This is a genomic window from Nonomuraea africana, assembly GCF_014873535.1.
GTDB classification, from domain to species: Bacteria; Actinomycetota; Actinomycetes; order Streptosporangiales; family Streptosporangiaceae; genus Nonomuraea; species Nonomuraea africana.
In genome coordinates, this window is sequence record NZ_JADBEF010000001.1 from 7,531,483 (window position 1) to 7,546,539 (window position 15,057).

General features: G+C 66.5%; 15 protein-coding genes. 8 read left to right on the top strand and 7 right to left on the bottom strand.

Going from position 1 to position 15,057, the window contains the following annotated elements:
- The first annotated feature begins 135 nt into the window (after positions 1-135).
- Complete coding sequence (locus H4W81_RS35860) at positions 136-501, top strand: DUF2809 domain-containing protein (RefSeq protein WP_225958957.1); 366 nt, start codon at positions 136-138, stop codon at positions 499-501.
- A gap of 424 nt (positions 502-925) precedes the next feature.
- Positions 926-1,528 (top strand): GNAT family N-acetyltransferase, encoded by a 603-nt coding sequence (locus tag H4W81_RS35865; RefSeq protein WP_192781246.1) that lies wholly within the window; start codon positions 926-928, stop codon positions 1,526-1,528.
- A 236-nt stretch (positions 1,529-1,764) separates the two neighbouring features.
- Here H4W81_RS35865 and H4W81_RS35870 read toward each other — a convergent pair whose 3' ends face one another.
- The 5 genes from H4W81_RS35870 to H4W81_RS35890 form a co-directional block, all read right to left on the bottom strand.
- Positions 1,765-2,055: a hypothetical protein gene (locus tag H4W81_RS35870; protein ID WP_192778852.1), complete on the bottom strand. Its 291-nt coding sequence runs from the start codon at positions 2,053-2,055 to the stop codon at positions 1,765-1,767.
- 24 nt (positions 2,056-2,079) lie between these two features.
- Entirely contained in the window at positions 2,080-3,183 is a 1,104-nt protein-coding gene (locus H4W81_RS35875) for a methyltransferase domain-containing protein (protein ID WP_192778853.1), read from the bottom strand.
- Positions 3,184-3,540: 357 nt separating this feature from the next.
- A complete protein-coding gene (locus tag H4W81_RS48955) occupies positions 3,541-3,663 on the bottom strand; it encodes a helix-turn-helix transcriptional regulator (RefSeq protein ID WP_264083212.1) in 123 nt (40 codons plus the stop codon).
- Positions 3,664-4,686: 1,023 nt separating this feature from the next.
- Positions 4,687-4,926 (bottom strand): hypothetical protein, encoded by a 240-nt coding sequence (locus tag H4W81_RS35885; protein WP_192778854.1) that lies wholly within the window; start codon positions 4,924-4,926, stop codon positions 4,687-4,689.
- A 58-nt stretch (positions 4,927-4,984) separates the two neighbouring features.
- Complete coding sequence (locus tag H4W81_RS35890; RefSeq protein ID WP_192778855.1) at positions 4,985-5,530, bottom strand: hypothetical protein; 546 nt, start codon at positions 5,528-5,530, stop codon at positions 4,985-4,987.
- A 369-nt stretch (positions 5,531-5,899) separates the two neighbouring features.
- Between H4W81_RS35890 and H4W81_RS35895 the strand changes: the two genes are divergently transcribed.
- The 6 genes from H4W81_RS35895 to H4W81_RS35920 all read left to right on the top strand — a co-directional run bounded on the left by H4W81_RS35895 (position 5,900) and on the right by H4W81_RS35920 (position 12,552).
- Positions 5,900-6,634: a dienelactone hydrolase family protein gene (locus tag H4W81_RS35895; protein ID WP_192778856.1), complete on the top strand. Its 735-nt coding sequence runs from the start codon at positions 5,900-5,902 to the stop codon at positions 6,632-6,634.
- A 219-nt stretch (positions 6,635-6,853) separates the two neighbouring features.
- Positions 6,854-8,068 carry a cytochrome P450 gene (locus H4W81_RS35900; protein WP_192778857.1) on the top strand — a complete coding sequence of 405 codons (1,215 nt, stop codon included), beginning with the start codon at positions 6,854-6,856 and terminating at the stop codon, positions 8,066-8,068.
- 126 nt (positions 8,069-8,194) lie between these two features.
- Positions 8,195-11,143: a sensor histidine kinase gene (locus tag H4W81_RS35905; RefSeq protein ID WP_225958958.1), complete on the top strand. Its 2,949-nt coding sequence runs from the start codon at positions 8,195-8,197 to the stop codon at positions 11,141-11,143.
- 2 nt (positions 11,144-11,145) lie between these two features.
- Positions 11,146-11,577, top strand: a complete 432-nt coding sequence (locus H4W81_RS35910) for a roadblock/LC7 domain-containing protein (protein WP_192778858.1) — start codon at positions 11,146-11,148, stop codon at positions 11,575-11,577.
- On the top strand, positions 11,574-11,972 hold the full coding sequence (locus H4W81_RS35915) for a DUF742 domain-containing protein (protein WP_192778859.1): 399 nt from the start codon (positions 11,574-11,576) through the stop codon (positions 11,970-11,972). The genes H4W81_RS35910 and H4W81_RS35915 overlap by 4 nt, the downstream gene beginning before the upstream one ends.
- A complete protein-coding gene (locus tag H4W81_RS35920; protein ID WP_192778860.1) occupies positions 11,953-12,552 on the top strand; it encodes a GTP-binding protein in 600 nt (199 codons plus the stop codon). The genes H4W81_RS35915 and H4W81_RS35920 overlap by 20 nt, the downstream gene beginning before the upstream one ends.
- A gap of 144 nt (positions 12,553-12,696) precedes the next feature.
- Here H4W81_RS35920 and H4W81_RS35925 read toward each other — a convergent pair whose 3' ends face one another.
- The gene (locus H4W81_RS35925) at positions 12,697-13,266 is read right to left on the bottom strand and encodes a hypothetical protein (protein ID WP_192778861.1); all 570 of its coding nucleotides are present in this window, start codon (positions 13,264-13,266) and stop codon (positions 12,697-12,699) included.
- A 677-nt stretch (positions 13,267-13,943) separates the two neighbouring features.
- Complete coding sequence (locus H4W81_RS35930; RefSeq protein WP_192778862.1) at positions 13,944-14,675, bottom strand: hypothetical protein; 732 nt, start codon at positions 14,673-14,675, stop codon at positions 13,944-13,946.
- Positions 14,676-15,057: the final 382 nt, after the last annotated feature.

Consider the following 15,057-nt stretch of genomic DNA (forward strand, 5'->3'; position numbering starts at 1 on the left):
CAGCGTGCTGGCATACCGTCGCCATGGCACTCCACCGCAGTCGCTGACCGGCCGCAATCAGCATGCCGCCATAAGGGACGAGCTCTATGATCAGGTTCGTCCTGATCGTTGAGATTCGGAGAAGATGTCAACCTCATGCGCCGTGCCATGGTCCTTCTGGGTGGCGTCGCCCTCGCCGTCGGCGCGTTCGCCCTCTTCTACCGGGGCCCGGGACAACCGTTCATCCGCGGTTACGTGAGCGACGTCGGCGCCACCATGCTGGTCTACGCGTTCTTGGGGCTGCTGTGGCGCACCACCGCCGCACCCCGCACCCTGGCCACGGCCGCGATCGCCGCCGCCGTCGAGTTTTACCAAATAGTCGGCATGACCCCGCCGGGCATCGGCGGTGTCCTGGTCGGCGCGTTCCCCGACCCATGGGACCTGGTCGCCTATGCCATCGGTGTGGTCGCGGCCCTGGCCTGGGAACGCCGATTGGTCCGATCCGGTGATCAGACCGGCTGACTCTCGGACTCCACCCCACCGGCACGCTGACGGTACGGATGCCCCACAGCGGCGAGGTCATCGTGTTCGTCCTGCGCGGCGGCCAGCCGTTGCAAAGCAGGACGGGGTCCGGCCAGCGGCGCCACTGATCGGCCTTCGGTACTGGTGGGGCTCGCGTATTCAACTGTCGCCGGTTCTCGGAGGAAGCCAGGGCGATGCTGACTGTATGTAGCTGAAGCAGCTCGGTGACCCATTGCCTTGCCCAGGCCACCGTGGGTGGTGCCGCCGAGTGTGCTCGGCGGCGTAGTCGACGACCGTTCCGGACAACGAGTCGGGCCCGGTGCACGCGTGCAACCGGCTACACCGCTGAGGAGGAAACCCCCGTCGCCCCTGGTCAAAACGCGTTGGCGAGGGATTCACCCGGTGGCAGGATGGCTCGGTGAACATGGCACAGAACCAGAGAGCCCCTGTCGTGCGTCCCATCACCGACGCCGACATTCCCACCGCGGTCGATACCCTCGCCCGCGCCTTCGCCGACTACCCCTACACGCGGCACGTGATCGCAGCGGACGATCACGAGGAGCGGATCCGGCGGTCCCAGGAGCTGTGCCTGACCCGCATCGGCATGGTGTACGGCCGAGTCTGGGTCGCCGACGAAGGCCGCGCCGTGGCTGTCTGGGCCATTCCCGGCCAGGATCCCTCGCCCGCCTTCGCCGAACTCGGGCCGCTCCTCGGCGAACTCAGCGGCGACCGCGCCGCCGCGTCCGCGGCCGCGGACGCGGCCATTGCCCCGTACCGGCCCCAGGAGCCGGGATGGTTCCTGGAAACCGTGGGAACCGCCCCCGAGGCCCAGGGGCAGGGACTCGGCAGTGCGGTGCTGATTCCCGGCATCCAGGAGGCCGAGCGCGCTGGGTGTCCGGCGTTCCTGGAGACCTCCAGCGAGGCGAACGTGCGGTTCTACGAGCGCCTCGGCTTCAAGGTTGCAGCCGATGTCCAGCTCCCCGACAACGGCCCCCGGACGTGGTGCATGCGCAGGGACCCGCGCTGAGAGCCTGACATCTCACCCCCGATGGGGAGCCGTGCTCAGACCACCCCGTCGTCCTCGTCCAACTCCGGCGCATCCGGGCGCCGGCGCCCACCGCGGCGAGCGACGAAAGCCCTGGCGCGGAGTGTCGGGCAAGGACAGTCCAGGCAGACCAACCCTGCACACCTCCCGATCCGAATGTCCAGGCATGGTTGACGATCCCGTGCCATTAGCGTGCCATTAAGGGCGGTCAACCGCGGTCAGTCACGGTCACTCGCGGGCTGTCCGCCGTCCACATCGAGGCCGTTGTGCCTGAAGATCAGGCCATTTTGCAAGCAGGATGTCAGGAGTTCGAATCTCCTAGGGTCCACCTCCTCATACGCCCCGCCACCGATCATGGTGCAAGGCGTTCGTGTCATTAGCCTGCGTCGTTCTGCTTCTTGGCGCTTGTTCCTCGCCTTCTTCTGTTCGGCCTTCACTCGCGTGTTGAGCGCGTCGGCGATCTTCTGGTCGGCGTCGCGGGTCGCGTGCTGGTAGATCGGGAGCGACAAGGAGCGCCAAGAAGTTCGCCGGCCTCAGCGGTCGAGCCGGTAGAGGCGGAAGAAGTCGTTCTCGACGGGCAGCACGGTGCACCGTCCGAAGCCCGCCTCCGAGGCGAACCCACTGACAGCGCCGGCCCGTAGCACGGTGCCGACGGCCGCCGAGGGCTTCTCGACGAGTTGGGTGGGCAGGCAGTGCGTGACGCTCCAGCCGTACATCATCCGCTCCACCTCGTCCCCTGGCGCGGTGAAGCGTTCGGCCACCCGCTCGTCGGCGACGAGGACCGCGCCGTCCTCGGCCAGGGCGTCGCGTATCGCCCGTAGCGTCTCCACCGGCCTGGACAGATCGTGCAATACCTCCATGAGGAGCACGAGGTCGTACGGTCCTGTGTCGCGCAGGGACGTCGCGTCGGCGCACACCAGCCGGACACGGTTACCGAGACCGGCCTGCTCGGCGTGGGCGCGCGCGTCGGCGATCGAGGAGTCGTCCGCGTCCAGGCCGTCCACCACCGCGTTGGGGAAGGCACGAGCGACCGCGATGGCCGACCAGCCCTGCCCGCAGCCGACGTCGGCGATGCGCGGGTGAGGCGCCGCCTCCAGCCGGGCAAGGACGTCGGGCATGGCGGCGATCCAGCTGCCCGCCAGCTCGTGGGTGAAGGCGGGCCGGTTGATGTGCCCCTGGCCGTGGCGGAAGGCCCTCCCGTACTCCTCGTACGGGACGCCTGCGCCGGTGCGGTAGGCCTGCGCGACCTGGGAGATGACGCCACCGATCCCGGCGAGCATGTGCGCGAACGGCGCGGCGTGCGCGGGATCGTCGGCGTCGACCAGCACCCGGGCGTGCGCGGGGTCGAGGCGGTAGCGGCGCTCCTCGCCTGGGACGTCCGGATCGGTCTCCACCAGTCCGGCGACGGCCTGCTGCTCCAGCCACTCGGCGGCGTAGCGGGGCGCTATACCGGCCCGCTCGCTCAACTGCGCCGCCGTCAACGGGCCATGCTCCTGGAGGGCACGATAGAGGCCGAGTTCGCCGCCCAGGTAGACAGAGAACAGCTCGAGGGCGCCCAGGGTGCTCTCGAACAGGCGCTCGGCGAGCCGGTCGGTGCGGTCGGCATCGGTGTCGGTGGCGGTGTTCAAGGCGTTCATGATGACTCTTTCCGGGTGAAGAACCTGGCCGTCGCCAGGGTCTCCCCGCGGGTGCCGTGGCGGTATGGGAAAGGACGCGTATCCCGGTACGCGTCCGGGGCCGAGCCTGACCGGGCCTCTTCGGGCGTCCGGCGCGTAAGGCCACTACAACCTACGGTAACGGGGAGCGCGGCGGATCGACACCCTTCTACCTGGGCGAATGCCCGGAGGACAGGCTCCACCGCCGGTCGAGGGCCCGTCGAGGATCAAGACTCGCCCGTCGCCACGCCAGTGGTCGAGGCGAAGCCGCGAGTGTCCGTCGAGGACGATCTCAACCACCTCGAGCCCACACCACCACGACATAAAACGCCGCAGCTGCTACGGCACGGACAACGCGGGGGCGAGCGTGGCGTAGCGGAGGCGCGCGGCGTCCTGGCTCGGTGGCGCGCCGAACTGGCGGCGGTACTCGCGGCTGAACTGTGACGGGCTGTCGTACCCCACCCGGTGGCCGACCCCGGTGACGAGCGGCGCGATCCCTCACGCAGCTAACCAGCAGCGCCAGCTCAGAGGTAGTTCCCCGCCCCGGCTGCCCGATTCTTCGGCGGCACCCGGAACCCGTCAAGGGCGCCTACGGCGTCGCTACGCGATGGCGCACGCACCACCCTTGACAGAACCATGGGCGCGAGTCGCCGATCCTTGGCAACTATCGGGAGCGGGGAGAGGAATGGGCGAGGCGATCGTGAACCAAGCGCTGTCGTTCCACCGAAAGACCGCGAGCAGTCATAGCCCTGTCCAGAAGATCAGCATCGAACCCCTGCGCCGCCATGTGGTCGAGGAGAGGTTCGTATCGATCGGACCGATCACGCAAGAGCTCTGTGGCCAACCGTAGTTCCAGGCGAACCACAGGAACACGATACGAGCCACACGTGATCAAGACGAAGTGCTGCCACGGGCCACGGCCAACGCACTCCATCCCATCGGAGTCGGTCTCCTGCTCAACCGTGCTGATCTCTAAATGGACCCCGTTCACCTCGTACCTAGCGAAATACTGCGAACTCTCGGGGAGCCAAGATGGCGCATACAGACAGGGAAAGGACGAGAGAGCGGCAGCGACCGTGTCCACGTCCTCCCGTCGAGCCACCAAGAGGTCAACGTCTCCGACAGGAAGATGAACACCTTGCAGCAGAGCGGCACTTGTGCCACCCACGCGGTACATCGGGTCGGACCCGACAGCCCTCAGGGCGGTGAGAGTCGTCTCTAACGCCGACGTTACGTCCTCCAGCCGCAGAGATGCCTCACCGTCTCCCATGACGATCAGCGTACCGATCACGAGCCTCCAAGGTCACGACTCTGGTTGTCGGGTCATTCGCGGGCGTGATCATCCACGAAGCGCGATGTGCCGATCAAATGCATCGCAGCAGACATCGAAGCCGCTGTGCCGAGGGCACTCGACCTCACCGGCTCGCGGGCAGTAGTAGACGTCCGGACAGCCGCAGTCAAAGAATTCGGGCAAGGGGATGGTGCTCAAGCGTTTTGATCTTCGATGGTCCAGGACGTGCCGCCGCGTGTTGCCCGAAGGAAACCGCCCTTGGCGCCGAGGAAGACGAACGCATCCGCTCCAGGCCCGACGTAGGTAGCCAGATGCTCCACTGGGGCAGGGTGATCGCTGCCGGGATGGAAGCCGTACGGCGGCCCGCCCCGCTGCATGCCGACGCCGTCGAGTTCAAGGCGGCGGCTGCGCGAGCCGCACGGGCAGGAGGTCACAGTCGGCCAGACTGACTACCCACAGTCAGCAACTAGGGACAGGAAAACAACACTCGTGTCAGAAGTATGAGGTGAAGCTGGCCACCCTGTTATCACCCAGCGCCGAGGAGAACAGATAATCAGACCCCTCAATGATGTGCCTGTGGAGAAGAGCGCTCAGCGTTAGTTCTGTGACGTCCCAATCGAGGCCGCCGGCCCAGTTGATGACAACCGTCCATTTGTCTGGGTCCTCGGAGTCGGTGGAAGCCCAATAACCGACGTCGCCGTTGTCGGTCTGGAAACAAGGGAAGAGGGTGCCAGGGTCGATCCACTCCTCTTCGTTCCACTCTTCCTCGTCCCGGTAGATCTCGGTCAACTCCTCGAGAACATCCCGAAGATCCTTCTCTGCGCTGACAAGGCTTCCGCCACGGGATCCGAGCGGGTGGAGCAGCCAGAAGAAGTCCGAGAACTTGCCCGGTGGAATCGCGTCGCAAAGGCGCATGTAGTCACTCGGCAGCCGGTGGCCAAGTGCCTGCTCGACCACCTTCCAGTCCAAGCTCCAGAACACAGGACTGAAGCCGCAGAAATCAATGACCTCCTGAACGTACTCTCCCGGGTTGGGCACTATGACCTCCTGAAGTTCGACGCCTTTGGCATGCCAAGAATGGCAGGTCAGAGCATGCCTCCAGCGGGGAACTCGTCTCCGGGATGATCGCGCCGACCAGGCTGGTAGTCAGTGAGCTGAGGTGGGCCCCGATCTTCCCGCCCGCCACCTCCCAGGCAGAGCCCAGCACATCAGGCACAGAGAACCAAGGCGGTTCGTCCAGTGGGCGCTCTGCCTTGGTTCTCTGGTCTTGATCCGCTGCATTGCGTGTGGGACGAGGCAGACGGGAAGATCGTGTGCGGAGGAGCGTGTGTGCCCGCACGACCATGGCTCACGATGGGCGGGCCGTTGCAGCACGATTCTGCTTTATCGGTCGCCTGAGGAGTGCTGATGAGACAACACGTGCGCATTCCGCTGCCAGACGGCAGCTCGCTGGCGGCGACGGTGGCACTGCCGGAGGGGACTGCACCCGTGGCCGGATGGCCAGGGGTGGTGGTGGTACACGAAATCTACGGCGTCGAACCGGACATGCTGGATGTGGTGGACCTGTTCGCCGAACGTGGATACGCGGCGGTCTTGCCTGATCTGTACCGCCACGGCACCAGGATCGGGTGTCTGGCGCGGGCTATGAACCAGCTCGCGACCGGTAGGCCGGGTCGACCGGCCGTCGACATCGACGCGACCCGGCGATGGCTGGCCAGCCGCTCAGACGTCGACGGCGGTCGGCTCGGTGTGATCGGATTCTGCATGGGCGGTGGGTTCGCCCTCGCGTACGCGGCGAGCGCGCCGCCCGGCGTGCGAGCCGCATCGGTGAATTACGGCGTGGTTCCCACGGATCAGGAAGAGTTGCGGTCAGTGTGTCCGGTCGTGGGCTCCTACGGCGGCCGCGACCGGGGCTTTCGGTCGCACGGCATGCGGCTGCAGGAACATATGCGGGCGCTCGGCATCGAGCACGACGTGGAGATCTATCCGGCTGCCGGGCATTCCTTCATGACCGACGGCCACCACCCCATCGCGAAACTCGCGCTGTTCCCGCTGCGTCACGGCCTCGTCCGCCCGGCAGCGGACGAGGCATGGCAGCGCACATTCGTCTTCTTCGACAAACACGTCGTGAACCACGAGTAGCGCTGGCCAACACGACGGACCGGATGCCGGCGTCATTACCGCCGACCCAATCTGATTCCGAAATCGACTAGCCCTCTGTCTGGCGTGCCCCGGCTGTGCCTCATGCGGTGGGAAACAAAGCGAGCGCTCAAGGGAGATGTGGCCACTGAGACATTGACCGGCCATGGGCTGCTTCGTACGTTCAGGAGGCTCGTCAGACGGCATCGCCAGGAGGCGATCATGACAGAACGGTCCAGCTCCACCTGGCCCTGGCCGGACCTTCGACCCGGTCCGTTCGGCACCCCCGCCCCTGACCTGGTCCGCAGGCTCGCCGAGGCTTCGATGGAGCCCACCACGATGCCGAGCGGAGACCGGGTACCCATGATCGTCAGGTACGAAGACGTCCGTGCCGTTCTCACCTCGCCCGCCAGCAGCCGTAACCTGCGGGCACCCGGCCTTCCCAGAATGGTCAGCGGTACCGCCCTCGAGGACGACGCCGCGGCGCTGATCAACCAGGACCCGCCGGAGCACACGCGTTATCGCCGCATCATGCAGGGCACCTTCACGCCCAGGCATATCGAGCGCTGGCGGCCTCGCGCGGCGGCGATAGCCAACGAACTGATCGACGCGGCCGGCCACGAGTTCGACATGGTCGCCGATTTCGCCCTGCCGCTGCCCGCGCGGGAGATCTGCGAGATGCTCGGCGTCCCGATGGACCGGTTCGAGCAGTTCCGCGGTTGGACGGAGATGTTCCTGTCCACCTCCGAGGCGAGCGCCGAGGCCAGGGGAGAGGGATTCGCCGCGTTCATGGCGTACGCCGGCGAGCTGATCGCGGAGCACCGGGTCAGGCCAGGCGGTGACCTCATCGACCTCCTCATCGAGGCGCGCGACGACGGGGACAGGCTGAGTGAGGCGGAGCTGACCCACATGGTCTTCACGCTCATCATGGCTGGGCACGAGACCACCGCATCGATCATCATCCGGGGCGCATTCCGCCTCCTGTGCCACCCTGAGCAGTACGCGCAGCTGGCTGCCCGACCCGAGCTCCTGGAATCGGCGGTGGAGGAGATCCTTCGCTGCGAAGGTCCAGGGGGGAACGGCCTGCTCCGGCTGGTCACCGAGGACATCGAGCTGTCCGGCGGCGTGATCCCGAAGGGCACCGTCGTGCTGCCCAATCCCACGGGCGCCAACCACGATCCGTCGGCGTTCGACGATCCACTGCGGTTCGACACCCAGAGGTTCGCCGGGACGGCGGCCAACCCGCACCTGGCGTTCGGCCACGGCCCCCACTACTGCCTGGGGGCGAATCTGGCCAGGATGGAACTGCAGGAAGCCTTCCGCGCCCTGGTGACGCGGCTGCCCACCCTCCGTGCCCAAGAGGACTTGGCGACGCTGCGGTGGACCAACGACGGACTGATCTATCGCCCCCTCCGGCTCCCGGTCAAGGGAGGCTGAGGTACGGATGATCACCTGACCGCAGATCTTCGAACGTGATCGGGGGTTTGAGGGTTCCGCCTGGCCCAGGAGGCTAAAGGGAGTCCGGTCAGTCCGGCTCCCTTGAATGGCCTCGCTCCACAGGTCATGACCGTGCACCACGGCTCAACTGGCCTCGCGAACGCTGAGCCGTACGTCGAGAGCCTCAGCGAGGCGTTCCAGCACCGGGATGGCTTCGCCCCGGTCGTTGTCGGCCCCATCCTCGCTTTGAGATCGGAGACGCTCGCACCTGCGCCCAGGGCGTTGCCCCTGTGCACCGGCACCAGCGCCAAGATCAAACTCATCAACCGCCAGATGTACGGCCGAGCCGGCTTCGCGCCACCCGCCAGAGGATCCTGTGCGCAGAGACCGCCAACCGTCACCACCGAACTCGTGCCAGAGCCGAAACCGTACAGTCCTACCCTCCGGCGCACTAACCGGTCGAAGAACTCCGCCACCGCCGCCCGCTCGACCGTGACGTGCGAAAAGCGCCCGGCCGCGCGGGGGCTTTCGACTCAACTGTCGTATGGCTACTATCAGGCACCAATCGCCTACTTTGGCGATTTTCGTCATGCACCGATCGTTGAGGAGAGTGTCCTGCACGTGGCTGGATTGGGCAGGGTCGGGCGACGACGAACGGGCACCGTGGGCGACGGGAACGGGTTATCGGGGCCGGCCGGCGGCGGGCCGCGGCGGCCGGCCGGTGGCCGCCGACTGCCATTGCGTACCGTGCTGATCATCATCGTGATCGTGCCGAGCATGACCTTTGCCCCACTGTTGAGTTCCGGCATGTTCCAACTGGCCAATCAGTGGCAGGCCGAGAAGGCCCAGATGGACCTGGCCACCAACACCGTCGGCAGGCCTGCGGCCAACCTGTTCTTCAGCTTTGACCAGGAGCGACGGCTCACCGCGGAGCTGCAGGCCAACCCCGACGGCGCAGCCCGCGGCAGGCTTGCCAAGCAGCGCGCGGAGACGGACAAGGCCGTGAGCGCCTTCCGTCCGCTGGCAGCCCTGGACACCACCGACGCACAGGAGGGTCTCGGCGACGCCATCGCCCGGACCGACCGCAGCCTCGGCCTCCTCGACCAGCAGCGCCAGGCGGTGGACGCCGGTTGGTCCAGCGAGCAGAAGGCGTTCGACTACTACAGCGGCGTCCTCGAGTCGGACCTCAGCGTGTTGGTCGCCCTCAGCCAGACCGAGCACGCCGAGGTGAGCAGTAAGGCGCAGACCCTGGTCGACCTCTTCTGGGTCATCGACATGATCGGCCGCGAAGACGCCATTCTGGCCCGGGGCTGGGAGAAGGGGCACCTGACGAGGGACGAGTACGGCCTCGTCACGGACGCCATCGGCACCAGGAAGCACCTCCTGCAGTCCCGGGTGATCCCCAGTCTCACCGGCAACGAGAGCCAGTACGGGAAGCTGACGACCAGTAAGGCGTGGCAGACCATGACCGCTCTGGAGGGGCGGCTGGTCACCTCCGAGGGCAACGCCGAGAGCGACCAGGTCACGCTCCCCGAGGCCCGCCCCGTATGGCGCTCTTCGGTGGACACGGTCACCGAGCAACTGCTGCAACTCCTCAGCCTCCGGCTCGAAAACGTCGCCAAGATCGGCTACGGCCACGCGAACACGATCTTCGTGATCTTCATCAGCATCACCACCGTGGGTCTGCTCGCCCTGGGTCTGGTGATCTTCACCAGCTGGCGCCTCACCGCCGTTCTTCGCCGACGCATCCTCCACCTGCGCCAGGAAGCCCTGGAACTCCAGGAGCGGCTGCCCAGTGTGGTCACCCGGCTGGAGCGCGGCGAGGACGTCGACGTGGACGCCGAAGTGCGCATGGTCGAGCCCACCCCCGACGAGCTCGGCGAGCTCGGGCAGGCCCTCAACCTGGCGCGACGCAGCGCTGTCCTCACCGCCGTACGGCAGGCCGAACAACACCGCGGCTTCCAGCGCATGCTCCAGCGCATCGCCCGCCGTACCCAGATCCTCATCGGCCTCCAGCTGAAGAAGCTGGACGAACTGGAACGCAAGCACGAGGACCCCGAGGTGCTGGAGGGCCTGTTCGACCTGGACCATCTCACCGCCCGGCTGCGCCGCTACGAGGAGAACCTGGTGATCCTCGGCGGCGGACAGCCGCAGCGCCGCTGGCGCAAGCCAGTGCGCCTGCTCGACGTCCTGCGCGCCGCGCAAGGCGAGGTCCAGGACTACCGGCGGATCGCGATCGAGGTCGATGGCGAACCCTGGGTGGCCGAGCGCGCGGTGGGGCCGCTGGTCCACGTCCTGGCGGAGCTGATGGAGAACGCCACCGCCTTCTCCAAGCCGCTCACCCCGGTCGAGGTGCGGGCCGCACCGGTCAGCCGGGGCATCGCCGTGGAGATCGAGGACCGCGGCCTGGGCATGGAACCCGAGCAGTACGCCGCCGCCAACGCCCTGATGAAGTCGCCGCCGCAGCTCGACGTGATGACCCACGCCGACGATGTGCGTTTCGGCCTGTACGTGGTCGCTCGGCTCTCCATGGGCCTGGGTCTCCAGGTGGAACTGCGGCCGTCCGCCTTCGGCGGCACCCGTGTCATCGTGCTGCTCCCGGAACCGCTGGTGGTGGAGCGCCCCCGCGCGGTACCCGCGCCGGCCGCGCTCCCCGAGGAGGTCTCCCAGGGCCCTGCCGATCCGCAGCCCCACCCCCGGGAAGGTACGGCCGGTCCCCGCCCGCCGTACGGGGAAGCGCAGTTGCCGACTCGCTCCAGAGGACGCGCGATGGCATACGTGACAGCACCCGCCGCCGGATCGCCGGATCGCGACGACGCACCCCCGTCGTCCGACCCCCAGCCGCTGCCCCAGCGGGTGCGCCAGGCCAACCTGGTCACCGAGCTCAAAGTTCCGGCGGACAGGGACGAACAGACGAACCAGGACATCTGGGCCGTACGGGACCAGCCCCGCCGATCCAGTGCCACGATCGGCGCGTTCCAGAGGCAGTCCCGCAGGCGCCGGACCGGCGACGATGCCTTCCATCCCCGGCCGAACGGATCCTCCGAGCCCAGTTCCCCTACGACGGAAGATTGAAGATGACGCAGCGAACCACCGCCACCGACGCGGGCCTGGACTGGCTCCTGGACGGCCTGGTCAATCAGGTCGCGGGCACCCGGCACGCCATCGTGCTGTCCGACGACGGGCTGGTGATCAGCCGGTCCCAGACCATCGAACGCTCGGACGCCGAACGCCTCGCCGCGATCGCCACCGGCCAGCAGAGCCTGGCTCGCGGCGTGGGGCAGCTCTTCAACGGCGGGCCGGTCCACCAGGTCATCATCGAGATGGCCGACCTGTGGTTGTTCGTCACAGCTGCGGGCCGCGGCACCCATCTGGCCGTGGTCGCGTCCCAGGAGGTCGACGCCGAACTGATGACCGTCGCGATGCACACCCTGGTCCAGCAGGTCGGCCAGAAGCTGGGAACCGACACACGCACCCCGCGGCCCGATGACGCGGGGAGACACGGATGAGGCACTGGACGGAGGGCTTCGACGACGATGACGCCGACGAGCCCCTTGTCCGTCCCTATACGATCACCGGCGGCCGAACCACGTCCGAGCGGGACGACCTGACGCTGATCACCCTGGTGACGACGATCTCCGAGGTCTCGCCGGAGACCGGACACGGCCTGCGCAGAATGCAGCCGGAGCACCGCACCATCCTCGCTCTGGGCAAGCGGCCCCTGGCGGTGGCCGAAGTCGCCTCCGCGCTGAACCTCCCGGTGTCAGTGACCAAGATCCTCATAGGCGATCTGATCGAGGCCGGTCAGTTGCGGGCCCGGCCACCACTGGCTTTCGCACAGGCAGGCGGTTTCCCCAGCATGACAATCCTTGAGGCGGTGAGGGATGGACTACGCAATCTCTGACCACGGGGACGCTGCTCCCCTGGCAGTGAAGATCCTTATCGCCGGTGGGTTCGGCGTCGGGAAGACCACCCTGGTCGGCGCGGTGAGCGAGGTCGCCCCACTACGTACCGAGGAGTACCTGACCCACGCCAGCGTCGGCGTCGACGATCTGGAAGGGGTGAGCGGCAAGTCCACCACGACCGTCGCGCTGGACTTCGGGCGCATCACCATCAACAGCGAACTCGTGCTCTACCTGTTCGGCACCCCCGGGCAGGAACGCTTCTGGTTCATGTGGAACGACCTTGTCAACGGAGCGATGGGCGCGGTCGTCCTGGTCGACACCCGCCGGCTGGATGTGAGCTTCGCGTCGATCGACTTCTTCGAGAGCCGCGGCATCCCCTTCGTCGTGGGCGTCAACTGCTTCCATGGCGTCAGGGACCGGACACAGGAGGAGATCCGCAGGGCACTCGATCTCGATCCGCAGGTTCCGCTGGTGCTCTGTGACGCCCGCGACCGTACGGCGGGCCGCGACGTGCTGCTGGCGCTCATCGACCACCTGATGGCTACGCAGTCCCGTACCGCACCACACCCCGTGGCCTGACCGGGCCACAGGCTCGGCTCGGGCTGTGACATCGGGGGGCACAGTTGCGCGCTTGGCGATCGAGCCCTGTCGTAAGACCCGGAGTCCGAACCCCGGCTTCGGCCGAGTCACGGCCAGATGGGTAGGGGAAAGGCGGGCCCGCGGTCATTGACGCCAGGATTTCGCGTATTTGCCGCGGTATTTGATGTCGTCCTCGGTCTCGATGAGCGCCGTTGCTCGTTGCGCGATCGTCTCATCGCACGTGGCCTCGTGAAGATTTCGCAATCCGACGATGATGTCGTTTCGGATGAGCGTGGTGTTCTTCTCCGACTCACATTCACTGAATCGGGCGGCGAGCGCGTCGACCAGGGCTGCTCGCTGGGTGGACCCGGCGAGCCCGATCTTCCACAGCGACTGCAGGCAGTGTCGCGCTGTCACGAAGCGCTTGTCTCTGGTCACCTCGATCAGCGCGGCGAGGTCCTTCAGAATGCGCCCCTCCGGGTCGCTGACCGCTAGATTGCACAGAATCTGCGCCGCGATCGCCCGGTTGTGATTGTCTTCGTGAACGAGGTTGTCGACCACCTCATCCCACACCTCATAAGCCCAGGGAACCGGATTGCCGGTCACCCTCATCATCTCTTCATACCCGGCGTTCTGTCGTTCGCGGTTCTTCGACCAGAGGTCACTGAATTCTTGCGGCGCTGAACTGCTGGTCACAGGCTTCGACTCCGACATCGCGTGTGATCATCCAGATGCGGTCGCCCGTATCTTAGCCCGGTATCCACCCAAGGCTCCGCACAGTAGAAGAACGCTTCGCTCTGACGCTCGACCGGGGCTTCGACGCAGATCGTCACGGGTCTCAGCCCCAATCCCAAGCTGCCGAATCGGGCAAATCCTCTACTTTGCCGAGGCCCTGAGGTCGAACCCATCAGGCAGGGCGATGCCCGAGCCGGGAATGCGCTTCGAATGTGCCACACAGATACCGTGCGGCGCGCCCGGCGCGATCACGCGGGTGGCCGGCCGGCTCGGCGTTCGCCGAGAGGCACTGCGCGGGTTGGGTACGCCGGGCCGAGATCGACGAGGGCTGGCGGCCCGGCACCTTCACCGGCGAGGCCCAGGAGATCACTGAACTGGAGCGCGAGGTGCGCCGGACCACCGAGATCCGACGCGCTTCGCCGCGGCGATGGCCGCCTTCTGGCTGCCAGACCCAGACCCTACAAGTGCATCAAAGTCCCTCACACCGCCCAACGTGAATGCCGTAAGCGATCAGGAGAAGGGCCGTGTTGCGGAGGTCGGCGGGGTTGGCCTGCAAGGAGAGGCAGGCACGGTCTTTTCCGATCATTTGGTGTGGATAACCTCGCGATCTTGAAGGTCGTGCCTGTTCGTTCATCCGGCCGACGTGGTGTTTCGTCTCAGTCCTCGTCTGCAGCCGGCGACCTTTGTCCTCTGCGTGCTCCGGGTTCCGGCTGCATCCTGCGTGCTCGGTCGCTCGGTGTCGTCAGCTTGACGCCACCCTTACCGGCAGTGCGGCCGTTACCCGCGGGGCCCTTACCCGATGACCCGTGCCCATGACCGCCCCACAGTCGGTGACCCCGGAACTCCGGGTGCTTGGTCTCCCAGTAGTGCCAGCCTTCCACCCTGGCGGGCACGTTGGCGATTCCCGTGTCGATGAGGACCTGGCGGCAGGTGCCGAGCACCGACCATTGCGACCAGCCGATGCGGTACCCGAAGACTCGGTACCACATGTTGCCGAACATTCCCTTGCTGACCTCGCGCGTGTACTCGTGTCCGGTGAAGACCATGTGCCGCTCTTCGAGGTGGGGTAGTCCCATCCTTCGCAGGCTGCGGACCAGGTCCCCAGTGGTGACCTCCCTCGTCCTTTCGCTCTCGGTCTCGATGAATGCGGTCACTTCGTGCTCCCGCGTGACCGACACCGTCATCTCGCCGCCGGGGCCGTCGGTGAAGCGGGTGCGAGGCACGAAGAAGTTCCTCGGCGAGAGCTGATGGATCTTGAAGAAGATGTTCGGCTTGCACTTCCTGTGGCCGTCGTCGTCGGCACTGGCGGCGTTCGCCGCCGGGGCCAGGGGGGTGAGCAGTGCCATCGAAAGGGAGCCGGCCATGGCGAACATCGTCGTTCTCTTCATCGAGTAACGCTCCTTCGGCCGGAGTGGAGTGGTTGTGGACTTTGTTCGAGGAATGGGCGTGAACATGTACCGTTCCTTTCGGAATGCGACCCATGGTCGCGACTGGCCCGCAGGCCGAATCTGGCCTGTGCCTGCCCACGGAGCGAGCCGATGGGACCGGTCCAATGCTTACAGCTGCCGCGAGCCACTCCACAACGCCACGCCGGAGTCGAATTACCCGTACTGGGAAAGAGCCGGTGAAAAAGTGTCAACATCAGGTCATCTATTTGATAAATGCACATGTATGGCGTGCCGGTTTCGGAGGACGGTCGGGGTGCGGAGCACTTACGGTTATCCGTCGACATGTCGACCCCAGTTGAGGTCGGGGATGTCCGAGTGGTCA